A 19,233-nucleotide genomic window follows, 5' to 3' on the forward strand; every position below is an offset into this window, starting at 1 on the left:
AGCATTGTTTGGCATACTGCTTGAATGCTGATCTTTCATTTTAAGGATATTTAGGCCATTGATGCACCCAAATGAACAAGCAATTGATCACGCTTTAGTCCAAAACTTATTGGCAAGCCAATTTCCCGAATGGGCTGGATTGCCGTTGCAAAAGGTAGATTCAGCAGGAACCGATAATGCAATCTATCGGCTTGGGCCAGATTTGGCAGTGCGGCTACCACGCATCGATTGGGCCGTCGATCAAATTGCCAGCGATTTTCGTTGGTTGCCATGGTTACAAGCGCAATTGCCACTGCAAATTCCTCAGCCAATCGCTCAAGGCCAACCAACAGCCAATTACCCGTGGCCATGGGGCATTTATGCTTGGCTGGCTGGCGAGAATGCAATCAATGCAAAACCAAAACATCCAGATCTGGTGTTGAGTCAATTTTTGCATGCGCTCCAACGCATCGATTCGAGCACTGGCCCAGCCCCAGCCTCGGCAACTTCAAGGGGTGTACCATTAATTCAGCGCGATACAGCGACAAGGGCAGCGATTGGCGAAGCGCAGGCCTTGCTTGATGCTGAACGAGTGCTAGCAGTGTGGGAACATGCCTTGGAGATTGAGCCATGGCCACATGCACCAGTTTGGATTCATGGCGATTTGCATGCTGGAAATTTGTTGGTTGTTGACGGCAAGATCAATGCAGTGATCGATTTTGGGGCGCTGGCGGTGGGCGACCCTGCTTGCGATTTACTGCCAGCCTGGAATATGTTTGATCGCCAAACGCGGCTTCATTTTCGTCAAGCCCTGGCGGTTGATCCCGCCACATGGATACGCGGACGGGGTTGGACTTTGTCGGTTGCTGTGATTGCTTTGCCTTATTATCACCAAAGTAACCCAGTGTTAGCGCAGATGGCCCGCTATAGCATCCAGCAAGTGTTAGTTGATTGGGAACAGGAGCAGCGATGACGTTCTATTTAATTCAACTCATCTATATCAATCAAGATCAAGCAGCAGTATTTGAGCAATTCGAGGCGCAGGTTTTACCATTGTTAGCGCAGCATAATGGGCGCTTGCTGTTGCGTATTCGTCCAACTGATACAACGATCATCGAGCAAACGATTGAACCACCCTACGAAATTCATCTGCTTGAATTTACTTCGCAGGCCGATTTTGAGCGCTACCTTACAGATCCTCAGCGCCAAGCAGCTTTACCCTTGAAAGATCAAGCAATTCATTCGACATTTGTAATCCAAGGGCAAACGCTTTAATTAAAATTTAGGGCGTTCACTATTTGCGATAGGTTTCAATTAAAACATCAGTAGCAATCCATTGTCCAGTCTCATTATGGACACTACACAACCAAGTCCAAGTTTCTGTTTGCACGGTTTTAGCATTCATTCGAAGCATGACTAAAACCGTTGATCGAATGACACGAACATGTGGCTCAGGTTGGAGGATTGTGTGATTCGAATCGAGAAAAACAACAGTCCAAATATTGAATTTATTGACCACGGCTTGTTTGCAGGTAGCTAATGCCTGTGCTTCTAGATCGATTGTTGGAACTGTTGGGGTTGATACAATAATTGCGGTGGGTTGGGTGATAGACTGGATAGTTTGATTGGAACACCCTACAAAGAGGCTTAGAGCCACAATTACAATGCTAATCAGCGTGCGCATGCATTTCCTCATCTCTCAAAGATGCTAGTGAATTGCCCAAATTATACCTGATTAACAAGATTTTACTTATACATGCACTATCAAGACTAATAATAGTGCCTCAACCAACATTGAATATCTAAATGTTGGTTGAGGCACTGAAAGATTAAGCACGATTAGTTGCATTATGCCCACCAGCAAGGGTTGGCTTGTGCCCGAGCGGTCAATGCTGTCCATTTTGACGAGCTAGGTTGGGTTATGCTTATAAAGCTTTATCAATAAATAATCCTTGGATTATTATGTAATTCACTTTTGGGGTTATCAGCATATTCCCTAATAATAACTTCATGAATTTCAGGAATAACTTCTCTAATAGCAATATTATCATTCTCATTTGGCAAAGAATCAATAAATGATTGCTTACCTAGATCAAGGCGCAGGGTAATTGTATGATCATTTCTTAAAGAATTATTATAAGCAAGTGAAACTAATACAATAGGGATATTTATATTATCTGATATTTGAGCATTTATAAATCGAATTGGTGGATTATTTAACCTAATATTGTTCAGTTTAATCGTTTTCATAGATAAAACTCCTTAGATCGACCAACCATGCATACCATTCCACACATCAATTCGATCAATAATATTATTATGATCGATCGTGCCATGGACAAGCAACTCAGAATCCCGAAGTGCCATAACAGCTGCACGTAAATCGTCTGAAATAGAAGGGGTAAAATATGGATCTGGCTGATTATTGGTCACAGCATGTGGACAACTTCTTTTGCGGAAACGTCCAAAATTGCCAGGATCAATTACTGAATGTAAGAGATCCATCAGTCCATTATGTTGATATGCTGGAGAAGCAAATACCCCTTGTTGTTGTAAGAGATAGCTAGCCGGATCAATAACCGATAGATGCGTAGGCAAGGGTTCATTCAGTTGAATGACATACACATAGGCAACATCTCGCATTTTAGTTCGAGGATCAAGCTGACCATTGGGTCGGTCTTGAGTCATCAATGCATATGTCCAAGCGATAGCGAACGATCGGCTTAGGGAGATAAATGGACTATTTCTAGCCCCATGAATAATATGTTCCCTAACCAGATCTGAACTCGGAGCAAGATGTGATTTTGCTGCGCTAAAACCTCCATTCTGCATTGGGTTCTTATTAAACCAGTACGTGCCTTTTCCAACACCCTTATAGAACAAAGCCATAGATATGCCCTCCTCTATAATGCGAACCCTCCAAATAGTTTCGTATCATGCAATATAAAACAAATGAGCTATTTCAATCTATTGATCTATAACACATCAATCTACTCGAGTTTTAACACTATGTCAAGATATATTAGTTCACCCATGAGTGTGATTTATTTCAATTTTATAAACCCTAATATTGGATGTTATTATTTGCGATGGATATCTGTAAACAGATTTTACAGTTTCAGTAACCTATTGACAACTAACGATAGTTACGTTATCGTTAACTAACGATAGTTACGTTATCTGTGAAAGAACAAAACCATGGCACTCTTTAATCATCAACTGGCTGAACAAATTACGGCTTTAGTGTTGCAACGCTATCGCAGCTTGGGTCAAGCTTTGGGAGCAACCAACCTAGCCGAGGAAACCGCCAACGAAACCGCCTTTCAACATAACCTTAATCTGTTGATCGAGGTGGCCAATGGGCGGCATATGCGCAGCGAAATTATGTTGCGCCGCATTGAATTAGCGCTTGAGCAATTGCTTGATTTGTTGTTGGGCAATGCCTTGCAAAGTAAAGCGGTGTTTCCTGAGGATTTTTGGCAGAGCGATATTGGCATTTTGGTGTCACGCACGCGCTGGTGGATTTCTGCCGAAGATTTGATCACGATTAGCAATGCCGCCGCTTTAGCCTTTGGCCAAAATAATCAGGCCAATCGCATGCGGATCGCCCGAGCAATCGACAATGGTTTGTTGGATTGGGTTCCCGATCCATCAGTGGCCAATCCACAGCAAAATCGGCGGGTCTTGCGTTCGCAAGTTGAGCGTTTGCGCGACCTTAGTCGTTTGCCAGAACTTGGCGATTAAAGGAGCAGCAATGAACCACCAATCAATTCCGCAAACTGCTAGTGAATTAGGCTTGATGCAAGGTTTTCCGCCTGCATCAAGCGTCGAACACACGCAGCAATTACTCAAGCCGTATAATCGCTGGAGCTTCCAACATATTCAATTACTCAATCCGGTAGCCGATGTGTGGCACGGCACTGAGCCAAGCAGTCGATTTGAGTATGATCTACACGATTTAGATTCAATTAGCTACAAAAATTATCTTGGGCAGGAATTGAGCTTTAATCATATGGTTGAGCAAAGCTACACCGATGGCCTGATGGTTCTGCATCGTGGCAAGGTAATTTATGAACGCTATTTGAATGGAATGCAGCCACACATTGGGCTTCGGGGAGCAAATCGGTCACTGGCACGTTGGCAGCGCTACTGGTCGCTGAACAAGTGCTTGATCCTCAGGCAACGATTGCCTACTATTTGCCGGAACTCGCCAATAGTGGATTTGGCGATGCAACCCTCGGCCAAGTGCTAGGGATGAGCACGGCGGTGGGTTTTGCCGAGCACACTGGAAATTTGGTTACCGAAAATTTCAAGTATGGAGTGGCCTTGGGCTGGAATTCGCGCCCAGCCGATTATCAAGGTCCAAACAATGTCTATGAATTTTTGCCAACGATGCTGAAAACTGACGTGCATGGACAACGCTTTAGCTACCAAACTCCCAATACTGATGTACTGGCATGGATTATCAAGCGCGTGCTGAATTGCAGTTTGGCTGAGGCTGTGTCGGGCTTTATCTGGCAAAAACTTGGGGCTGAGCGTGATGCCTTGTGGGTAGTTGATTCAGCTTGTGCCGAAACCGCTGGCTCAGGTTTTTGTTCAACCCTGCGCGATATGGCACGGTTTGGCCAAATGTTGCTCAGGCGTGGTACATTCAATCGCCAGCAAATCTTGCCTGAAACAGCTATTTTGGCGCTTGAGGCTGGGGGCGATCAAGCAGCTTTTGAGCGGAGTGCGATCGCCCATCCTAGCAATGCCAACTATTCCTATAACTATCAATGGTGGCATACCCACAACCAGCACGGAGCCTACATTGCCAATGGTTATGGTGGGCAGATGCTCTACATCGCACCCAAGGCTGAATTGGTATTTGCTAAAATGAGTTCGTACCCTACACCTACGCCCGATGGCTCAGAATTTTACGCGGCGATGGGCGCAATTCCAAGCCTGATTGCAGCTTTACAAGCATGATGGCGAATTTTAACGCAGCGATGCAGAGAACATAAGGCTATAGGCTTTTGGCCATTGGATTAGATCTTATGATATACCGATACATTTTCGATAGCCCAGAGCCTATAATAGCCATGAATCCTTTGCGCCGCTGCGTTAGCTAGACCCTGACCTCTGCGTCCTCAAATAAGTTTGAGGCTTGGCGTGGCATCGAGCGACCAATCTTGCTGCACGCCTGCTTGATAACGATAATAAGCGGCAGCACCGATCATGGCGGCATTATCGGTACACAGCCAAATTGGCGGGTAGGCTACCGGAATTGGTTTGGCGGTTGCACTCAAGCGCTCGCGTAAGGCAGTATTTGCAGCCACGCCACCAGCCAAAATAATCGTTTTGGCTTTGTGTTCGCGGGCAGCAGCCACGGTTTTTTGCACCAACACATCGACTGCTGAATCTTGAAAAGCTGCGGCAAGCTGAGCGGTGAAGGCTGGGTCAACTTCAGCAAGTTTAACTTTTTCCATGCGTTCGCCCAAGCGATCATTGACCACATTCAGCACAGCGGTTTTCAGGCCGCTAAAGCTCCAATCATAGGTTCCGCGCAACCATGCTCGAGGCAATTTGAGTGCTCCCGGGTTAACCCCACGGGCAACTTTTTCCATTTGTGGGCCACCTGGATAGCCCAAGCCCATAATTCTCGCCACCTTATCGAAGGCCTCGCCCACAGCATCATCGCGGGTTTGCCCAAGCAAGCGATAATCGCCATGATCGTTGAGCAACACCAAAGCTGTGTGTCCACCAGATACAATCAAGGCCACACACGGAAATTCGGGAGCTTGGTAGGCTAGATCGTTGGCGGTATGCAACCACGAAGCATAAATATGGCCTTCGAGGTGATTCACTCCGATAAAGGGCAAATTGCGTGACCAGGCAATCGCTTTGGCAGTGTTAATTCCAGTTAATAACGCTCCGGCTAAGCCTGGGCCATAGGTTGTGGCAACCGCATTAATCGCACTCCAACCACCAGGCACTTGGGCCAAAACCGTATTAATCACTGGCGTAATCGTCAGAATATGTTGGCGCGAAGCCACTTCGGGCACAACACCACCATAACGTTGATGAATATCGATTTGCGAAGCAACGCTATTGGCCACAATCTCGCGGCCATCGCGAATAACGGCGGCGGCGGTTTCATCGCACGATGTTTCAATCGCTAAAATCGTAAAACCTGCGGGCATTTGATGTGACATGAATTCCTACGTTCTATTTCACCTAGCTGTCAGTTGCGCTACATTGACGCTGTGCCGTGGCTATGGCATGATATGAGTGGTAAAAACGACAACACCCCGTTTTTGGGGTGCTGTCGTGCGTTTAGTGCTGTGAAGTGATTTCCTCAGCGTGACTACCAACAACGACTTGGGTGTCATGGCTATCGTGATTGATCGCATCATGATGCTCATGGCCGTGGTCAGCATCATGATGATCGTGATGACCATGACCACCAATGCTATATTCACGAACTTCACTGGCGGCTTTAACTCGCCGATCATATTCGCCATCGATGGCATCTCGAAATGCCACAAAAAACTCTTTAATGCCCATTACGGTTCTCCGTTGAATGATCTGCTGTCGCATTATACCAAAAGTGGCCGCAGGGTGTAAGAAAGATCATAATTCATGTCAACTGTTGGTTGTTTAATTCTTCACGGCTTTACGTCATGCGCCGATTCAGTCAATCGCGTGCCAAGCCGTTTAGTACCACATCAGATTCCATATCGCATGCCCTATTTACGTGGTCATGGCACTTTGCCCGAAGATTTGCAGGGTGTAACTTGGCACGATTGGTATGCTGATGCGAATGCAGCCTTTCGCGATTTACGGCGCGAGGTCGATAAAGTTATTTTGATTGGGCTATCCATGGGTGGCCTCGTGGCCAATCATCTGGCAGCGGCCCATCGCGACGAAGTCATTGGCGTGGTCAGTGTGGCCGCAGCCATGCGCTTTCACTATAAACATGCCGACCGGGCACGCTATGTTGCACCAATGCTGGGCATGTGGGGCGACGAAAATCGCGATATGGGCGCAGGTTGGTACGATAAAGAGACAGGCCGCCAACATGGCAATTATCGGCGCTTTCCGGCTCCAGCCTTTGTTTCGCTTTGGCGCTATGCCAAAGTTGTGGAACAACAATTGCCACGAATTATTGCACCAATCTTAATCATTCATTCACATCAAGATCGTACAATTCCAACATCCGCCGCCGAAGCGATCTATCGCCACGTCGGCTCTAGCGATAAACAATTACTGTGGTTCGATAAGAGTGGCCACGAAATGCTCCGCGATGGCGAATCGCCAGCAGTCTTAGATGCAGTTGAGCAATTCGTGCTACATCATCGTGCTCAATATCAATCATCAACAAACAAGGAGTAGATAGCTGCATGCCTGCAAAAACCGATACACCTGAGGAATCGACCAACGGGTCAGCCAATGATCTATCGCTCGATGCTGAGCATGTTCGTAGTCAAGCTACCACGCCCTTGCCAACTCGTTCACGTGCCGCAGCTAAAGCCGATGCAGCCAACGACGCGGCGTTGATGAATGATCTGCTGTTGAATAATAATTCGACCGCTGCTGCACGCCCACGCCCACGGGCAGTACCACGCGCTGAGCACGAAGGAGCCTATGTTCGCGTGCCCAAGGCTGTTCAATCGGCGGTTGGCAGTCGCCCAACCTCGCGCCCATTGCCACCCAAAACTGCTCCGGTCAAAAGTACCTCGCGTGGGGCAGGCTGTGGCATGATTATGCTTGGGGTCTTGTTAACAGTGGTTTTGGTGGGCGGGGGTGGGGCACTTTGGGCCTATTTAAAGGTTAAAAACGCTACCAGCGATGCTTTAGTTACGATTCCAACTCAAGCGCCAAATCTGGTCGAAAATCCTAATAACCCTAATCCTCAGCCCAACCAACCTTTGGCAACCCCCGATATTGTCAAAGATCCCTTTAATTTGTTGTTGATTGGGGTCGATTTACGCGAGAATGATACCAAAGCTCGCACCGATACGATCATTGTGTTGCATATCGACCCAACTCAAAAATGGGCCAGCATGGTCTCGATTCCGCGTGATAGTTGTGCCGAAATTCCAGGCTATGATGCGCCTGGCACATGTTCACAACGGATTAATGCGGCCTATGAACTGGGCTATAAAGAAGGTATCGCCCAAAATATGACGATTCCTTCAACTCAAGCAATGGCGTTAACCCGCGATACCGTTGCTAATATGCTCAACATTAATATCGATTATGTCGCCCAAGTCGATTTTAAGGGCTTTCGTAAAATTGTTGATGCCGTTGGGGGCATTACGATCGATGTGCAACGCCCACTGTGGGATGCGACCTATCCAACCGATGATGATGATTATGGGGTGATTCGGCTGTTTATTCCGGCTGGCTTGCAACATATGGATGGAACAACCGCGTTGCGTTATGCCCGTTCACGCCATCAAGATGCCGATTATGGTCGCTCACGCCGCCAGCAAGATGTGATTCGGGCGCTGATTCAAACCCTCAAAGATAAAGGCTTGCTCGACCAAATTGATTCCTTGGATAACCTGGCCGAACAACTCAAAGGCTCGTTCTATACCGACCTGCCAATCGATGACCTTGGCAATTTACGAGCTTTGGCTGGGCTTGGCAGTGACATTGCCAATGGTCGAATCAAGAGTGTCAAATGGGATACTAGCTCAGTAATCGGCTATATGGATGAATCGCAGTATGTGCCAATTTGGGACCCAGCCAGCATCGCGGCTACGGTTGATCAATTATTGACCAGCCCGATTCCCGATACCAATAGCCCTGTTGATGGTAGCTCAAACACACCTTCGGACGACAATCTAAGCATCGAGGTGATCAATGGAGCACAAATTAGCGGGTTGGCAGGCGATGTAGCAACCCATCTTGAGAATCGTGAGTATCAATTGCTCAATCCTTCAACCGCTTCAACTGTGTATGACACCACCAAAATCATCGATTTTGGCAATCATAAAGACCTGCGTGAGCAACTTGCTGCTGAACTGGGCATTAGCAATCGCAACATTATTGTCGTGAGCAAAACCAGCCCAGCCCCCGAACAACCAAAGGGTGACGCAGCTTTAGTGTTATTGCTTGGACGCGATTACGACGAGGCTTGGCGCAAACCCTAAGCAAGAGGTCAGGGGTTAGGAGCCAAAATTGTAGTTATTTTTGCTGCTCCCTCGCCCCTTCGTGTCCTGCGTGGATAAAACTGGCTGTTTGGCTTTAGCTTTTATGTGTAATGGTTTATAGCGTTAAAAACAGCCAGCATGCCCTCACCCCCAGCCCCTCTCCCACTGCGACGGGCGAGGGGAGCACTCCTGGAACGGTTCTCCTTATGTTCTATGTTCTTTGCTTTATGCTCTCGCCTCGGCCAAAATATGGTAAAGCTGGGCGATTGCTTCTTTGCGGCGACGATAATATTCGCTTTTCGAGAGATGCAGTTGCTGAGCTTGGGTTTGCGGGTCGTGAAGTTGCACAAATTCGCCCTCCAGAATTGCCAAGGTTTCGAGCACATTCAATTGCATGGCTTCGCGAATCACGCTGGCAATTTTGGCTTGGGTTTGCAAGCCACGTTGATAATCGCTAGCAATTTGCGGAAACAAATACCTGGCCAAATGACTTGTACCCAAGCCAACCAAGCCTTGACGATGCAATTGCAACAGCGCTTTGGTCAGATCTTCCTCGTTCAACGGTGGGCTAGGCGTGGGGGCCAGCAAACGTAAGCGCAGAATATTCAGCAAGGCTTGACTGCCAAGCGGTGCTTGTTGAGCACTTGTCAGCAGTGCTTGCTCAATTCGTTGGGCTAAATCGGGAGTAGCGGGTTTTTCGAGGACGGCATCGCAGCCAAAGGCAATGGCTGTTTGATGCACTTCGCTGGCACTTAGTGCAGTTAATGCCACAATCGCCAACGGTGGTAGGCTGCCATTGGCAATCTGAATTTGCAATTGTAAAGCCAAATTTGCGCCCGCCAACGATGAGGCAACCACTTGCTGAAGCGCAGGATCGTTGGGCATATTTAAATCCACAAGCAACAATATTTGGCTTGGCTGATAGATCGCCAAGGCCTGCTGTAATTGCTCGGTAGCTTGTTTGCTTGAACGCGCCATGCTGGTTTGATAGCCAGCTGCTTGTAAATAACGCGCCGCTAACTGACGATCAACCGCCAGATCATCAACGATAATGCAATAGTTCATTGCGTAACCTGTGGAAAATGTAGTTGAATTGTATAGCCCGTCGGAACATCGGGCACATACAGCGTAGCTTTAGCTTGATTCAGCATCTGTTGCACTTGTTTCAAACCCAAACCTTGGGTGATTGCACTAAAATCAGCCTGATTGAGCGCCGCGCGTAAGGCTTGATGCATGCCAGCCCCATCATCACGAACTTCTATGATCACGTTTTGCTCCGATCGATAGCTACTGATACGTACCTCGTGATGGCAACGGCTCAAACTATTATCAAGCAAGTTGAATAAGGCTCGCTCAAATTGCTCACGATCAGCCATAATCACGCTGCCCGCAGCAATTTCAAGCTGCACCTTGGCGATTGGCTCACTGTAGTAGGCCGCCAAGCCGCTGATTGCTGGCTGCAATTGCGCCAAACATTGCTGTACATCGATGATTTCGAGGCTAGCACGCTGGCGACCAAGCTGCTGACGGGCTTGATCAAGCAAATTATTAAGTTGGCGTTCGACCCGCTGAGTGGCAGCTAGGGCTGGCTGAATCGTACTATTGGTGCTTGGTTGTTCGAACGCCAAGCCTTGCAACAAGCCTTGAACGCTTTTCAAGGGCTGGCGCAAATCGTGTTTCAGCAAACTAAGTTGTTGCACATGGCTTTGTAAATCGTGGAGTTGCTGTTGCATGCTGCTCCGTTGCTGCACTAATTGAGCAGTTTGGCTATGTTGTTGGCTAGCATGCCACAAGGTTTGGCGCGAAACAAAGCCAATCGTGCTGCACATCAACACAATGCTCAGTACCATAATCATCACCAAGGCCCATTCATTCAACACAATAAATTGGCCTGCAACAAGATAATTCAAGCCAATCAGCCCGCTAGTATAAGCCAACACTTGCCAAAATGGCATTACCACCGCAAAACTACACAAAGCAAACAACTCAAAAATAATCACATTTGGTAAATGCATCGCATAAGCCAAGGCTGAATTGTAGCCAATTGCGAGCAGCATTGTACAATGCCAAGCCCAATTAATCTGTTTACGCCGTACTAGCCACCAAACCAGCAAAGGATTGAAGAGGCTGCGCACAAGATGTAAACTAAATATACTCAACGATTGTTGCTGATTAAGCACGGCCAAACCAAGAATCAAGGTGAATGGGATGGCCAAGCCACATGCTACCAAGGTGATTAATTGAATCAAGCGGCGTTTGTTGTGCTCAAGCAGTTTTTGGTAGTGCTGCAAGGTAGCTGGTTCAGCATGGTTTTGGGTTGAATTAATGATCATTTTGAGCATTTTTGAATCGTCTTTTGAGGCTAGCCAGCATCATCTGATAATCGTAATCAAATAGCCAGCCAAAACAACAAAAAAGCATAAAGCTATTTAAGCCGCTGCTCACGATAATTGCCAGCAATTCGAATGGCAATAAATAGGCAACGATGCTATGCAAAAAATCGATGCAGCCAACAATCAACAGCGCAATTAAGCTAAAACTCAGAATTTTGAATGCTCCACGTGGGCGAACATGCTGAATTAACATCAAGCACCAGAGTGCAGCAATTGCCAGATGCACTGGCCATAGATGACTGAAGATCATCAATTTACCAACGCTCAACGATCAATTGCAGCACCAAACAACTAAACAGCCCCAACCCACAACCTAGGCCAATCCCGATAATTGGCCAGAACAGCCGCTTGGCCTCACGATCAAACTTCAACACGCAACCCTCCTACGCTAGCTCCTCAGCACTTCGCTCAGCGCTAGTGTAGTCGAATCAGGTTGAAATCGGGGGCTATTTTTCCCAGCTTTTTCCCAAGCTAAATTGCTAAAATGCTGGCGGGGCTGGGCACTAAATCGCGGGTAACCACCCGTTCATTCGCTCGATTGGGGGCCAAAATATCAATTGGTTCTTGTGGTTCGAGCTGATTGTCGGGGCCAGTTGTAAACCAAGGCGTGATGCGCAAGCGCCAGCCATTCAAGGTTTCATCGAGATTAAGTGTAAGCAAGCTTTGTAATAATGGCGAGCGATCATGGTTGAGCGCGTTGGTATAGCCCCGATTTAAAATATTTGGCTCTTGGCCGACAAGCCAGCGCCGCAAGCCCCAAACTTGGTCATCAAGCTCGATTTTGCCATTGAATTTGGTCCGAAGCTGTTGAGCCGTTGGAAACACTTCACGCAACATCACCTGATCGACGATATCTTGTTCGTCGTCGCGGTAGACAAAGCGCGATTCCAAGGGGGTCATGCCGCTGGGCGTGTGCCAATGTAAATCAACAGGTTTGCTGAGATACGCGCCGCCACCGCCATTGACCAGATGATGAGCAATATGTTGAGTGCCGCGCAAAGTGATATAGCGGGCTTCATAATGTTGGAAGGCATGGGTATCGCCGCCAATTACCACGTGGGTTTCATAGCGCCGCAATAATTCATATAATTGGCGCATGCCAGGATGATCAGCAAAGGCTCCATTGACATACAACGGCTCGCTAAGCACCACGGCAATAATTTTTTGTTGATTGAAGGCCGCCAGCAAACGCCCTTCCAACCATTCCATCTGAATTGGATCGACGCTACCGATGCAGCCAGTATCCACGGCTAACAACACAAATGGCACTGGATCAAAGCTCAATTCGAAAAATGGCAATCGTTGGTGGGTACGCGGTTCATTCAGGTCGCCACCAAGCCGCGTGAGGCCATAGCGTTGGCGCAAACTGTGCACCTCGTTCCAACGCAATTGGCCCCATGGATAGCCATAGCGTGCCCAAGGCCCAGTTTTGAGTGCCTTGGCCCATTGTTGCAACTGTGGGTCGCGGCTTTCGACATGGGCCGCAGCATAGCCAAAATTCAGCATCAAGCCCTTTAAATCATTGTACCAATCGTGATTGCCTGCCAAACCATAGATCAATGGCGGGGTTGCGCTGGCACTCGCATACGGTCGATACAGCGTGCGTTCATAATCCATCAACTCGCCAGCTGGGTAGACAATATCTGAGCTAAGGATTGTGAAGGTTGGATACGCTGGATTAGCTGGGCCTTGCTGGGCCAAAGCGCTCTGCTCGGGCACAATTGGCGGAGCAATCTGCGATTCGTCGCCCTCGCCCGGGTCGCCAATCACTGCGAAGGTAAAACCACGTTGGGGCTGCGCGACTGGCTCAATTTTGGCAGCTTTGGCGACATCACGCGGCGCTTTGCTACCCACGATATGCTCGATATAGGCCATGCGCACTGTATCAGCCAAATCGCTTTCAGCCAATGGTGGAATACCCCAACGTGGCATCAGGGTATATTTCAAATGCGGCAACAACGTGCGCCAATTCGGCGGATCGATCCATGAGAAGCTGCCACTTTTGAGCAATCGCCGTGCCAAATAAAAGCCCAGATAGTAGATGGTGAGCAGCACACACAAGGTTGCCAGCAATTCAACCCAATTCTTAATCGCATCGATAAACCGCGTATCACTATCGAGAATTCGCGCTGGAACCAACAATAGTTCTAATATGATGGCAATTCCGCTGACTGTCAGCAAGACCATACATAAAAATTGGATGACCACCAGCACGCCGCCCGTGTAACTTGAGGGTGAACGATCGCCTGCGCGTAAGCGTCGTCGTAGCTCACGATAGAGCGTCAGCAAGCCCATAATTGCCAACGAACTGGCAATCACCGTGCGCAGTTGGGGAAACGGCAGTAGCGCGAGGGTCAGCATGGTTGTAGTGACTGCAAAAATCTTGATGAGCAGTAAGGCCGCCCCAGCCAATTCCATCATTGTAATGTTGCGATGTGCCCAGTGTGAGGTTTCGATCCAAATTAAACTGAGCACTAAGATTGTAGTAATGATTAAATAGGTGCGAGCCGAGCTTGGCATGCCCAACGCAACCAAATATTCAGCGATTGTTCCAAGCAGCATAACGCACCTCAACACACAACAATCCTTGGGGTATTTCGATTGATTCAAGTATCCCTGCTATGGTTGATAATTCCAAGCAGGGATGATTGCAATTGGCTAACAAATTAGTGGCGTTTTTGTTTGGCGAGCCGTTCGTTGCCCCGTTTAAAATTACCAGTGATTTTGGCCATCACGAGTTGGGCAGCTTCGCCATCAAGCTCGGCGATGTTGGCTAGAAAGCGTTGGGCTTTGGCTCCACTTAAAATCACAACTTGCTTGCCATACCAACTAATAAACACTTTGCCGGCTTTGCTGACCGAGTAATCGAAGGCTTCATCTTCGACGGCGTTGGTTTTATGGGGGACGGTTGCGGTTTCAAGCACTTCCAGTTCGGGATCAGTTTGTTCGCTCAACGTTGGCGACTCCTTGGCAAAATTAGCGTCGGCGCACTTCAGGAGGAATTGCCGCTAGCCAGCCAAGTTCAACCGCCGCCCATAATCCCAAGAGAATGGCTTCGGCCGCGTCGTGGCGCAATGAGGTGGGGCGTGGCGCATCCGACCATTCGATCACGCGGCGGGCTAATTCATCGGCCACAGCTTTGGCTTGCTCTCCGGTGCGTTGCTCACGAGCATATAGCAAACTGGCTCGCCAAACCTCAGCACTTGTACGGATCAGCTGTAGGTCGCGGCGGGTAGCTTCGCGCTCCCAAACATCGGCAATCGGGCCACCACCCTCAAGCACCAATACGCTTAAATCGCTAATTTCGGCCAATTGGCCACTGCTGCCACGGCGTAAGCGCGGCAACGAACCATAATTATGCGAACGATACCAAATCAATTGGCCTGCGCGGTTGTAGCACGCAAAACCAGTGCGAATGCCCAAATCAACCGCTAGTAACATTAGCGTTCTCCAAAACTATCGCCCCGTTGCGGGTTGCTTAGTTCTTGATTGTAGGCTTCTAGCCCACCAATTGCGCGCTGGAAATGGCCATCGGCCTCTTGCAAACGCAAGGCAGCGCGGTTGGCAATTGCCACATTGTAGTTGGTATAATATTCCAAAATATCATCAAAGGCGGCTTGTTCTAGTTGTAGGCCTTGTTTATATTCGTTATGAATTTCGGCCAAAATGTCGGGGGCTTTGACGCGCTCCAAATCGGTGTAGGCTTGGCGCACCACATCCCGATAAATTTTGGCGGCCTCAATTTGCTCCGTTGCCACGGTTGAGGTATCGCTGGTTGCGCGATAGGTCGTGACTGCTTGGTCGAGGCGTTGGCGAATTTCACCGACTTGGCTCAGATAGCGCAATAATTCAACCTGATTCATTTCCGAGGCCGCAACTACCGCCTGTGGATCAGCCTGATCATTGATTGCAACATCAAGGCCTGCTGGAATTTCGGGTAAAGGCTGATTCTTGGCAACCGAAAGCATCACCGCTGTGAAGCTAATTGCCAAAATCAAAGCAACTAATGAAGCAACACGCACAACTTTACCGCTGCGCTCAGAATCGCGCCATTCTTGCCACCAAGCTTTTTCGGCGGCTGGGGTGATTTCGGCGGCCCGCTCCTCGGCGGTTGGGATGCTAATTTGTTGCAAACCACTAGGCGATTTGGGCGTGGTAACACTAGCAGGCTTGGTTTGCTGCTGCTGAACCCAAGCTAAGCCTTTGCGGGCTTGTTGGTTATGCGGGTTGATTTTGAGCGCCGATTGCAAACAAAATTCTACATCACGCGGCTCGTCGAGCACCCCACTAAGCCAAAGCCACGCTTGTTCGTGGCGCGGATCAAGTTGAACCGCCTTGGTCAATAAGCCTGCTGCAATTCGGCGTTGGCCGCCTCGGGCCGCCGCTAAACCACGCTCATACAAGCGCTGAGCCTCAACACTATAAGTTGTAATGCCTTGTTCCATAATCCTCTGTAGGGATGAAGGATGAAGTAGGAGGGATGAAACTTTATCCTTCAACAATTAGATTAATTGCACGTTAGAAATAATGAGGAATCAATCAGGCTCAATTAAGTTTTCATCCTTCATCCCTTATCCTTCATCCTTCTAAACTCAATGGTCAGGAATATAGCGATTGATTGAGCGTTGGACGATCAAGGGATCTTGTTTCAACGATTCGCGAATATAGGTCCAATTTTGGGGATCTTCGCTGCCCAAGCGCCAAATTGCAATCCCAGCTAAATCGTTTTCGCGCACCATCTCCATTTTGGCGGTTAGCGAACGATAATTGGAGAACCAAACCGTGCGTCCGGCATAGTTAAAGGTTGATTCCTGGATTTGCTGGCCGCCATCTTCCTCGACCAAACGAATTTGGGGCTGGTAGGTGGCCTTAATTTCTTCAACTTCGGTATAACTTCGCGCAATCCCAAAACCGCCATTGCTAGGCCAATCGTAGGCATAAAACGAAATCCCAATTTGAATTTTGCTAGGGTCAACTTGGGTTTTGGCATATTCGGCAACCGCTTTAACCCAAAACATCGGAGCGATTGGGCCTGGCTCAGAGCCACGCCAGCTATAATCGTAGGTCATAATCCGCAGGCGATCAACCACTTTGCCCAAATCAGCATAATTTTGGTAATCGGGTCGGCCCGTATGGGCATGGACTGCAACGGTTAGCAATTTATCTTCAGCATGCAACGCTGCACCCAATTCGGTCATAAACGCGGTAAATTCATCTTCATAATCAAGCGCAAGCGATTCATAATCGATGTCGATGCCATCGTAGCCGTAGGTACGCACCTCATCCATAATAATATTAATATGGTTTGTTCGACTTTCTGGAGTGGCCAAAACAATCGAAGCTGCTTCCAAATCTTCAATATTATGCACAGTTGGAATAATCAGCACATTATTTTCTTTGGCAATTTGCACCAATTCGGCATCACGAGAGCCAACATCGGCGATTAACGTGCCATCAGGTCGCACGCCATACCAAAATGGGCTGACCTCATCGAGAATATCTTTGTTGGCTTCAAAGGTTGCACGAGCAGCCTCAGCATCAAACGATGTCGGCAGCCAAGCAGCGACGTAACGGCCAGTTTTAGGGTGCACTCCGCGCACATCATTGGCGCTGGCAGGCAGCTCTGAGCCACCTTGACCATCGGCAACAGTGTTGGGCAGCGGCTGCAAGGTTGGCGCAACAAAGGTAGGAACGGGCAGGGCGGTTGAGGTTGCTCGGGGTAACAGAGCTTGGGCGGCGGCATCGGCGGCGCGACTGTGCTTGATCCGTAAATCAATAAACTGCCAGAGAAACACGATCCAGACCAAAATCCCAATTGCGAGAACCCCGCGAAAAAGATGACGAAACATAACAATTCACTCGATCAGCAAAAAAATCACGAAAAAGACCACTCAAAGTATAACCGATTAAACAAGGCTTTCCAAGAAACGCTAGATTAAAGGATGAAGGATGAAGGATGAGGGATGAAAAAGATAAAGGTTAAATGTTAATGCAGAGGCGCAGAGCATTAACTTTTTCTCTGCGCCTCTGCGTTAAAACGTATAGCCCTAGCCCCTGACCCCTAATCCCATCCTAATATTCTTGGTCGGCGTTTGCGTGAGGGTGATAGCCTCGTTTATAATGGAGGGCAGTTTTGAAGACGAGGCATATCCTTGATAGCTTTTTGGACAACCTATGGCTTCTACTTATGGATCGGCAGCGGCCTACTGATTATCGGCTTGCTGATCTGGATCGGGCGTTTAAGCAAACGGCTGAGCGCCATCGATCAACGCTACACTGCCCTCACCAAAGGTGTTGATGCCGAACATCTTGAAGATATTTGGCTTCAGCGCTCGCTGCAAGTTGCGCATCACGATGATCAAATAACCGCCCTCGAACGTGAAGTTCGGCGTTTGGGCCGCAGCAGCCTGCATCATGTTGGGCTTGTGCGCTTTAATCCCTTTGGCGATGTTGGCGGCGATCAAAGTTATGCTTTGGCGCTACTCGATGGCGAACAAAGTGGGGTTGTCCTGAGCAGTATCTACAGTCGTTCAGGGGTGCGCACCTACGCCAAGGCTGTGCAACGCGGCCAATCGAACCATACGCTTTCCGAAGAAGAAGTTGCATCAATTGCGCAAGCCCTTGGTCAATTTACCTCGGTGGAATCAGCAGCTCAACCCGCTACAACAGGAGGCAATTCATGAGCTTATTCGGTAACAAAAAAGTGGTACAACCAATCGCCCAATCGCCAACCGGCAAGCCCGAAACCGTGATTGGAGCCAATACCACCTTTGTTGGAACCCTCAAATCCGACGGGAATGTTCGGGTTGATGGCTCTGTTGAGGGCGAGATCGAGGTGCTTGGCAATTTGATCGTTGGCTCAACTGGGCGGGTTATCGCCACGCTCAAGGCCCAAAATATTCACGTATCGGGTGCAGTCAAAGGCGAGATCATCGCGACTGAGCAACTAGAAATCTCGCCTTCGGGCAAGGTTTGGGGCGATATTACTGCCGCTTCGTTACATATCGAGCCAGGTGGCTTGTTCCGTGGTCAAAGCAGCATGACTTCAAATATCGACGAGCCATTGTTGCTTGATGCCCCACGCTCACGCTTAAACGAAGAGCCAAGCGGGGTTTAATTCCTCAATGCTGATTGTTAGCAATTTGTCATCGATTAAGGCAGGTTTTGCCCAAGCGCTGTGCTAGGCTAACACGACTATCTAAAAACCTTGAGGATGGTGTTATGGCTCGTTGGCGCTGGCCACAATGGCGCAAACCACAGATTCCACAGCCAACTCAATTGCGCAGCGGGGCAACGCTGGCCGTAACCTGGGGCTTGGCCGCATTTGCGCTCTATTTGATGGTGCTATTTGGCAGTTTGGTGGTGCAAGGGTATACCATGGAGCAACAGGCTCAAGCCTTGGAAGCCGAAAATGCCCGTTTGGCTGCCGAAAGCCAAGCCCTGCGCGATCGCGCTGCCTATGTGCGCTCTGATGCGGCAATCGAATTGGCGGCCCGCGATATGCTCGATATGGCCAAGCCAGGCGATGTGGTGTTGCATGTGAGTGTGGTTACGCCAACATTGACGGTTTCGCCAACCGCTGCCTTAGAAGTTCCAGCCGCTGAGCCAGCCGCGTTACCACCGATGGACACAACGCCCAATTGGCGGCGTTGGCTGGAAGTGCTATTTGATTCGTAATTTCGGATGAAGGATCGAGCGATTGGGCAACCAATCGCTTTTTT

The 19,233-nt window shown here is 48.7% G+C and carries 23 protein-coding genes; 10 read left to right on the plus strand and 13 right to left on the minus strand.

The genetic code is table 11. The features are described from left to right. The first annotated feature begins 61 nt into the window (after positions 1-61). Together ABEB26_RS10930 and ABEB26_RS10935 are read left to right on the plus strand one after the other, a co-directional pair. Positions 62-952: an aminoglycoside phosphotransferase family protein gene (locus ABEB26_RS10930; protein WP_345722266.1), complete on the plus strand. Its 891-nt coding sequence runs from the start codon at positions 62-64 to the stop codon at positions 950-952. Further along, positions 949-1,254 (plus strand): DUF1330 domain-containing protein, encoded by a 306-nt coding sequence (locus tag ABEB26_RS10935; RefSeq protein WP_345722033.1) that lies wholly within the window; start codon positions 949-951, stop codon positions 1,252-1,254. The genes ABEB26_RS10930 and ABEB26_RS10935 overlap by 4 nt, the downstream gene beginning before the upstream one ends. Before the next feature lie 19 nt (positions 1,255-1,273). Here ABEB26_RS10935 and ABEB26_RS10940 read toward each other — a convergent pair whose 3' ends face one another. The 3 genes from ABEB26_RS10940 to ABEB26_RS10950 all read right to left on the minus strand — a co-directional run bounded on the left by ABEB26_RS10940 (position 1,274) and on the right by ABEB26_RS10950 (position 2,868). Then, on the minus strand, positions 1,274-1,663 hold the full coding sequence (locus tag ABEB26_RS10940; RefSeq protein WP_345722034.1) for a hypothetical protein: 390 nt from the start codon (positions 1,661-1,663) through the stop codon (positions 1,274-1,276). Positions 1,664-1,917: 254 nt separating this feature from the next. After that, positions 1,918-2,229 (minus strand): hypothetical protein, encoded by a 312-nt coding sequence (locus ABEB26_RS10945; protein WP_345722035.1) that lies wholly within the window; start codon positions 2,227-2,229, stop codon positions 1,918-1,920. A gap of 12 nt (positions 2,230-2,241) precedes the next feature. Continuing rightward, positions 2,242-2,868: a hypothetical protein gene (locus ABEB26_RS10950; protein ID WP_345722036.1), complete on the minus strand. Its 627-nt coding sequence runs from the start codon at positions 2,866-2,868 to the stop codon at positions 2,242-2,244. Positions 2,869-3,177: 309 nt separating this feature from the next. Here ABEB26_RS10950 and ABEB26_RS10955 point away from each other — a divergent pair, with 309 nt between their 5' ends. From ABEB26_RS10955 to ABEB26_RS10965, 3 genes are read left to right on the plus strand one after another with little or no spacing between them, the layout of a single operon-like run. Further along, on the plus strand, positions 3,178-3,723 hold the full coding sequence (locus tag ABEB26_RS10955) for a hypothetical protein (RefSeq protein WP_345722037.1): 546 nt from the start codon (positions 3,178-3,180) through the stop codon (positions 3,721-3,723). Positions 3,724-3,733: 10 nt separating this feature from the next. After that, positions 3,734-4,231, plus strand: a complete 498-nt coding sequence (locus ABEB26_RS10960) for a hypothetical protein (protein WP_345722038.1) — start codon at positions 3,734-3,736, stop codon at positions 4,229-4,231. Continuing rightward, positions 4,117-4,947, plus strand: coding sequence for a serine hydrolase domain-containing protein (locus tag ABEB26_RS10965; protein ID WP_345722039.1), 831 nt, complete (start codon positions 4,117-4,119; stop codon positions 4,945-4,947). The genes ABEB26_RS10960 and ABEB26_RS10965 overlap by 115 nt, the downstream gene beginning before the upstream one ends. Before the next feature lie 161 nt (positions 4,948-5,108). On the opposite strand, the gene tsaD is transcribed toward ABEB26_RS10965, so the two are convergent. Together tsaD and ABEB26_RS10975 are read right to left on the minus strand one after the other, a co-directional pair. Continuing rightward, complete coding sequence (gene tsaD / locus ABEB26_RS10970) at positions 5,109-6,173, minus strand: tRNA (adenosine(37)-N6)-threonylcarbamoyltransferase complex transferase subunit TsaD (protein WP_345722040.1); 1,065 nt, start codon at positions 6,171-6,173, stop codon at positions 5,109-5,111. Positions 6,174-6,294: 121 nt separating this feature from the next. Then, complete coding sequence (locus tag ABEB26_RS10975; RefSeq protein WP_345722041.1) at positions 6,295-6,504, minus strand: hypothetical protein; 210 nt, start codon at positions 6,502-6,504, stop codon at positions 6,295-6,297. Between the two features lie 96 nt (positions 6,505-6,600). On the opposite strand from ABEB26_RS10975, the gene ABEB26_RS10980 reads away from it, so the two are divergent. Together ABEB26_RS10980 and ABEB26_RS10985 are read left to right on the plus strand one after the other, a co-directional pair. Beyond that, a complete protein-coding gene (locus ABEB26_RS10980; RefSeq protein WP_345722042.1) occupies positions 6,601-7,353 on the plus strand; it encodes an alpha/beta hydrolase in 753 nt (250 codons plus the stop codon). A gap of 8 nt (positions 7,354-7,361) precedes the next feature. Continuing rightward, positions 7,362-9,119 (plus strand): LCP family protein, encoded by a 1,758-nt coding sequence (locus tag ABEB26_RS10985; protein ID WP_345722043.1) that lies wholly within the window; start codon positions 7,362-7,364, stop codon positions 9,117-9,119. Positions 9,120-9,344: 225 nt separating this feature from the next. Here ABEB26_RS10985 and ABEB26_RS10990 read toward each other — a convergent pair whose 3' ends face one another. The 8 genes from ABEB26_RS10990 to ABEB26_RS11025 all read right to left on the minus strand — a co-directional run bounded on the left by ABEB26_RS10990 (position 9,345) and on the right by ABEB26_RS11025 (position 17,361). Next, complete coding sequence (locus tag ABEB26_RS10990) at positions 9,345-10,184, minus strand: response regulator (protein WP_345722044.1); 840 nt, start codon at positions 10,182-10,184, stop codon at positions 9,345-9,347. Next, complete coding sequence (locus tag ABEB26_RS10995) at positions 10,181-11,461, minus strand: sensor histidine kinase (protein WP_345722045.1); 1,281 nt, start codon at positions 11,459-11,461, stop codon at positions 10,181-10,183. The genes ABEB26_RS10990 and ABEB26_RS10995 overlap by 4 nt, the downstream gene beginning before the upstream one ends. Beyond that, positions 11,442-11,762: a hypothetical protein gene (locus ABEB26_RS11000; protein ID WP_345722046.1), complete on the minus strand. Its 321-nt coding sequence runs from the start codon at positions 11,760-11,762 to the stop codon at positions 11,442-11,444. Before ABEB26_RS11000 ends, ABEB26_RS10995 begins: the two co-directional genes overlap by 20 nt. Before the next feature lie 221 nt (positions 11,763-11,983). Continuing rightward, on the minus strand, positions 11,984-14,074 hold the full coding sequence (locus ABEB26_RS11005; RefSeq protein ID WP_345722047.1) for a hypothetical protein: 2,091 nt from the start codon (positions 14,072-14,074) through the stop codon (positions 11,984-11,986). Positions 14,075-14,178: 104 nt separating this feature from the next. After that, positions 14,179-14,466 (minus strand): hypothetical protein, encoded by a 288-nt coding sequence (locus ABEB26_RS11010; RefSeq protein WP_345722048.1) that lies wholly within the window; start codon positions 14,464-14,466, stop codon positions 14,179-14,181. Between the two features lie 22 nt (positions 14,467-14,488). After that, positions 14,489-14,953: a hypothetical protein gene (locus tag ABEB26_RS11015; protein WP_345722049.1), complete on the minus strand. Its 465-nt coding sequence runs from the start codon at positions 14,951-14,953 to the stop codon at positions 14,489-14,491. Further along, positions 14,953-15,957 (minus strand): hypothetical protein, encoded by a 1,005-nt coding sequence (locus ABEB26_RS11020; protein ID WP_345722050.1) that lies wholly within the window; start codon positions 15,955-15,957, stop codon positions 14,953-14,955. The genes ABEB26_RS11015 and ABEB26_RS11020 overlap by 1 nt, the downstream gene beginning before the upstream one ends. Before the next feature lie 147 nt (positions 15,958-16,104). Then, a complete protein-coding gene (locus ABEB26_RS11025) occupies positions 16,105-17,361 on the minus strand; it encodes a glycosyl hydrolase family 18 protein (protein ID WP_345722051.1) in 1,257 nt (418 codons plus the stop codon). A gap of 303 nt (positions 17,362-17,664) precedes the next feature. Here ABEB26_RS11025 and ABEB26_RS11030 point away from each other — a divergent pair, with 303 nt between their 5' ends. The 3 genes from ABEB26_RS11030 (at position 17,665) to ABEB26_RS11040 (ending at position 19,189) form a co-directional block, all read left to right on the plus strand. After that, positions 17,665-18,195, plus strand: coding sequence for a DUF4446 family protein (locus ABEB26_RS11030; RefSeq protein ID WP_345722052.1), 531 nt, complete (start codon positions 17,665-17,667; stop codon positions 18,193-18,195). Continuing rightward, positions 18,192-18,629 carry a bactofilin family protein gene (locus ABEB26_RS11035; RefSeq protein ID WP_012190231.1) on the plus strand — a complete coding sequence of 146 codons (438 nt, stop codon included), beginning with the start codon at positions 18,192-18,194 and terminating at the stop codon, positions 18,627-18,629. The genes ABEB26_RS11030 and ABEB26_RS11035 overlap by 4 nt, the downstream gene beginning before the upstream one ends. Before the next feature lie 104 nt (positions 18,630-18,733). Further along, positions 18,734-19,189, plus strand: coding sequence for an FtsB family cell division protein (locus tag ABEB26_RS11040; RefSeq protein WP_345722053.1), 456 nt, complete (start codon positions 18,734-18,736; stop codon positions 19,187-19,189). The last annotated feature ends 44 nt before the right edge of the window (positions 19,190-19,233 follow it).

The sequence above is a fragment of the Herpetosiphon gulosus genome (assembly GCF_039545135.1).
Taxonomy (GTDB): domain Bacteria; phylum Chloroflexota; class Chloroflexia; order Chloroflexales; family Herpetosiphonaceae; genus Herpetosiphon; species Herpetosiphon gulosus.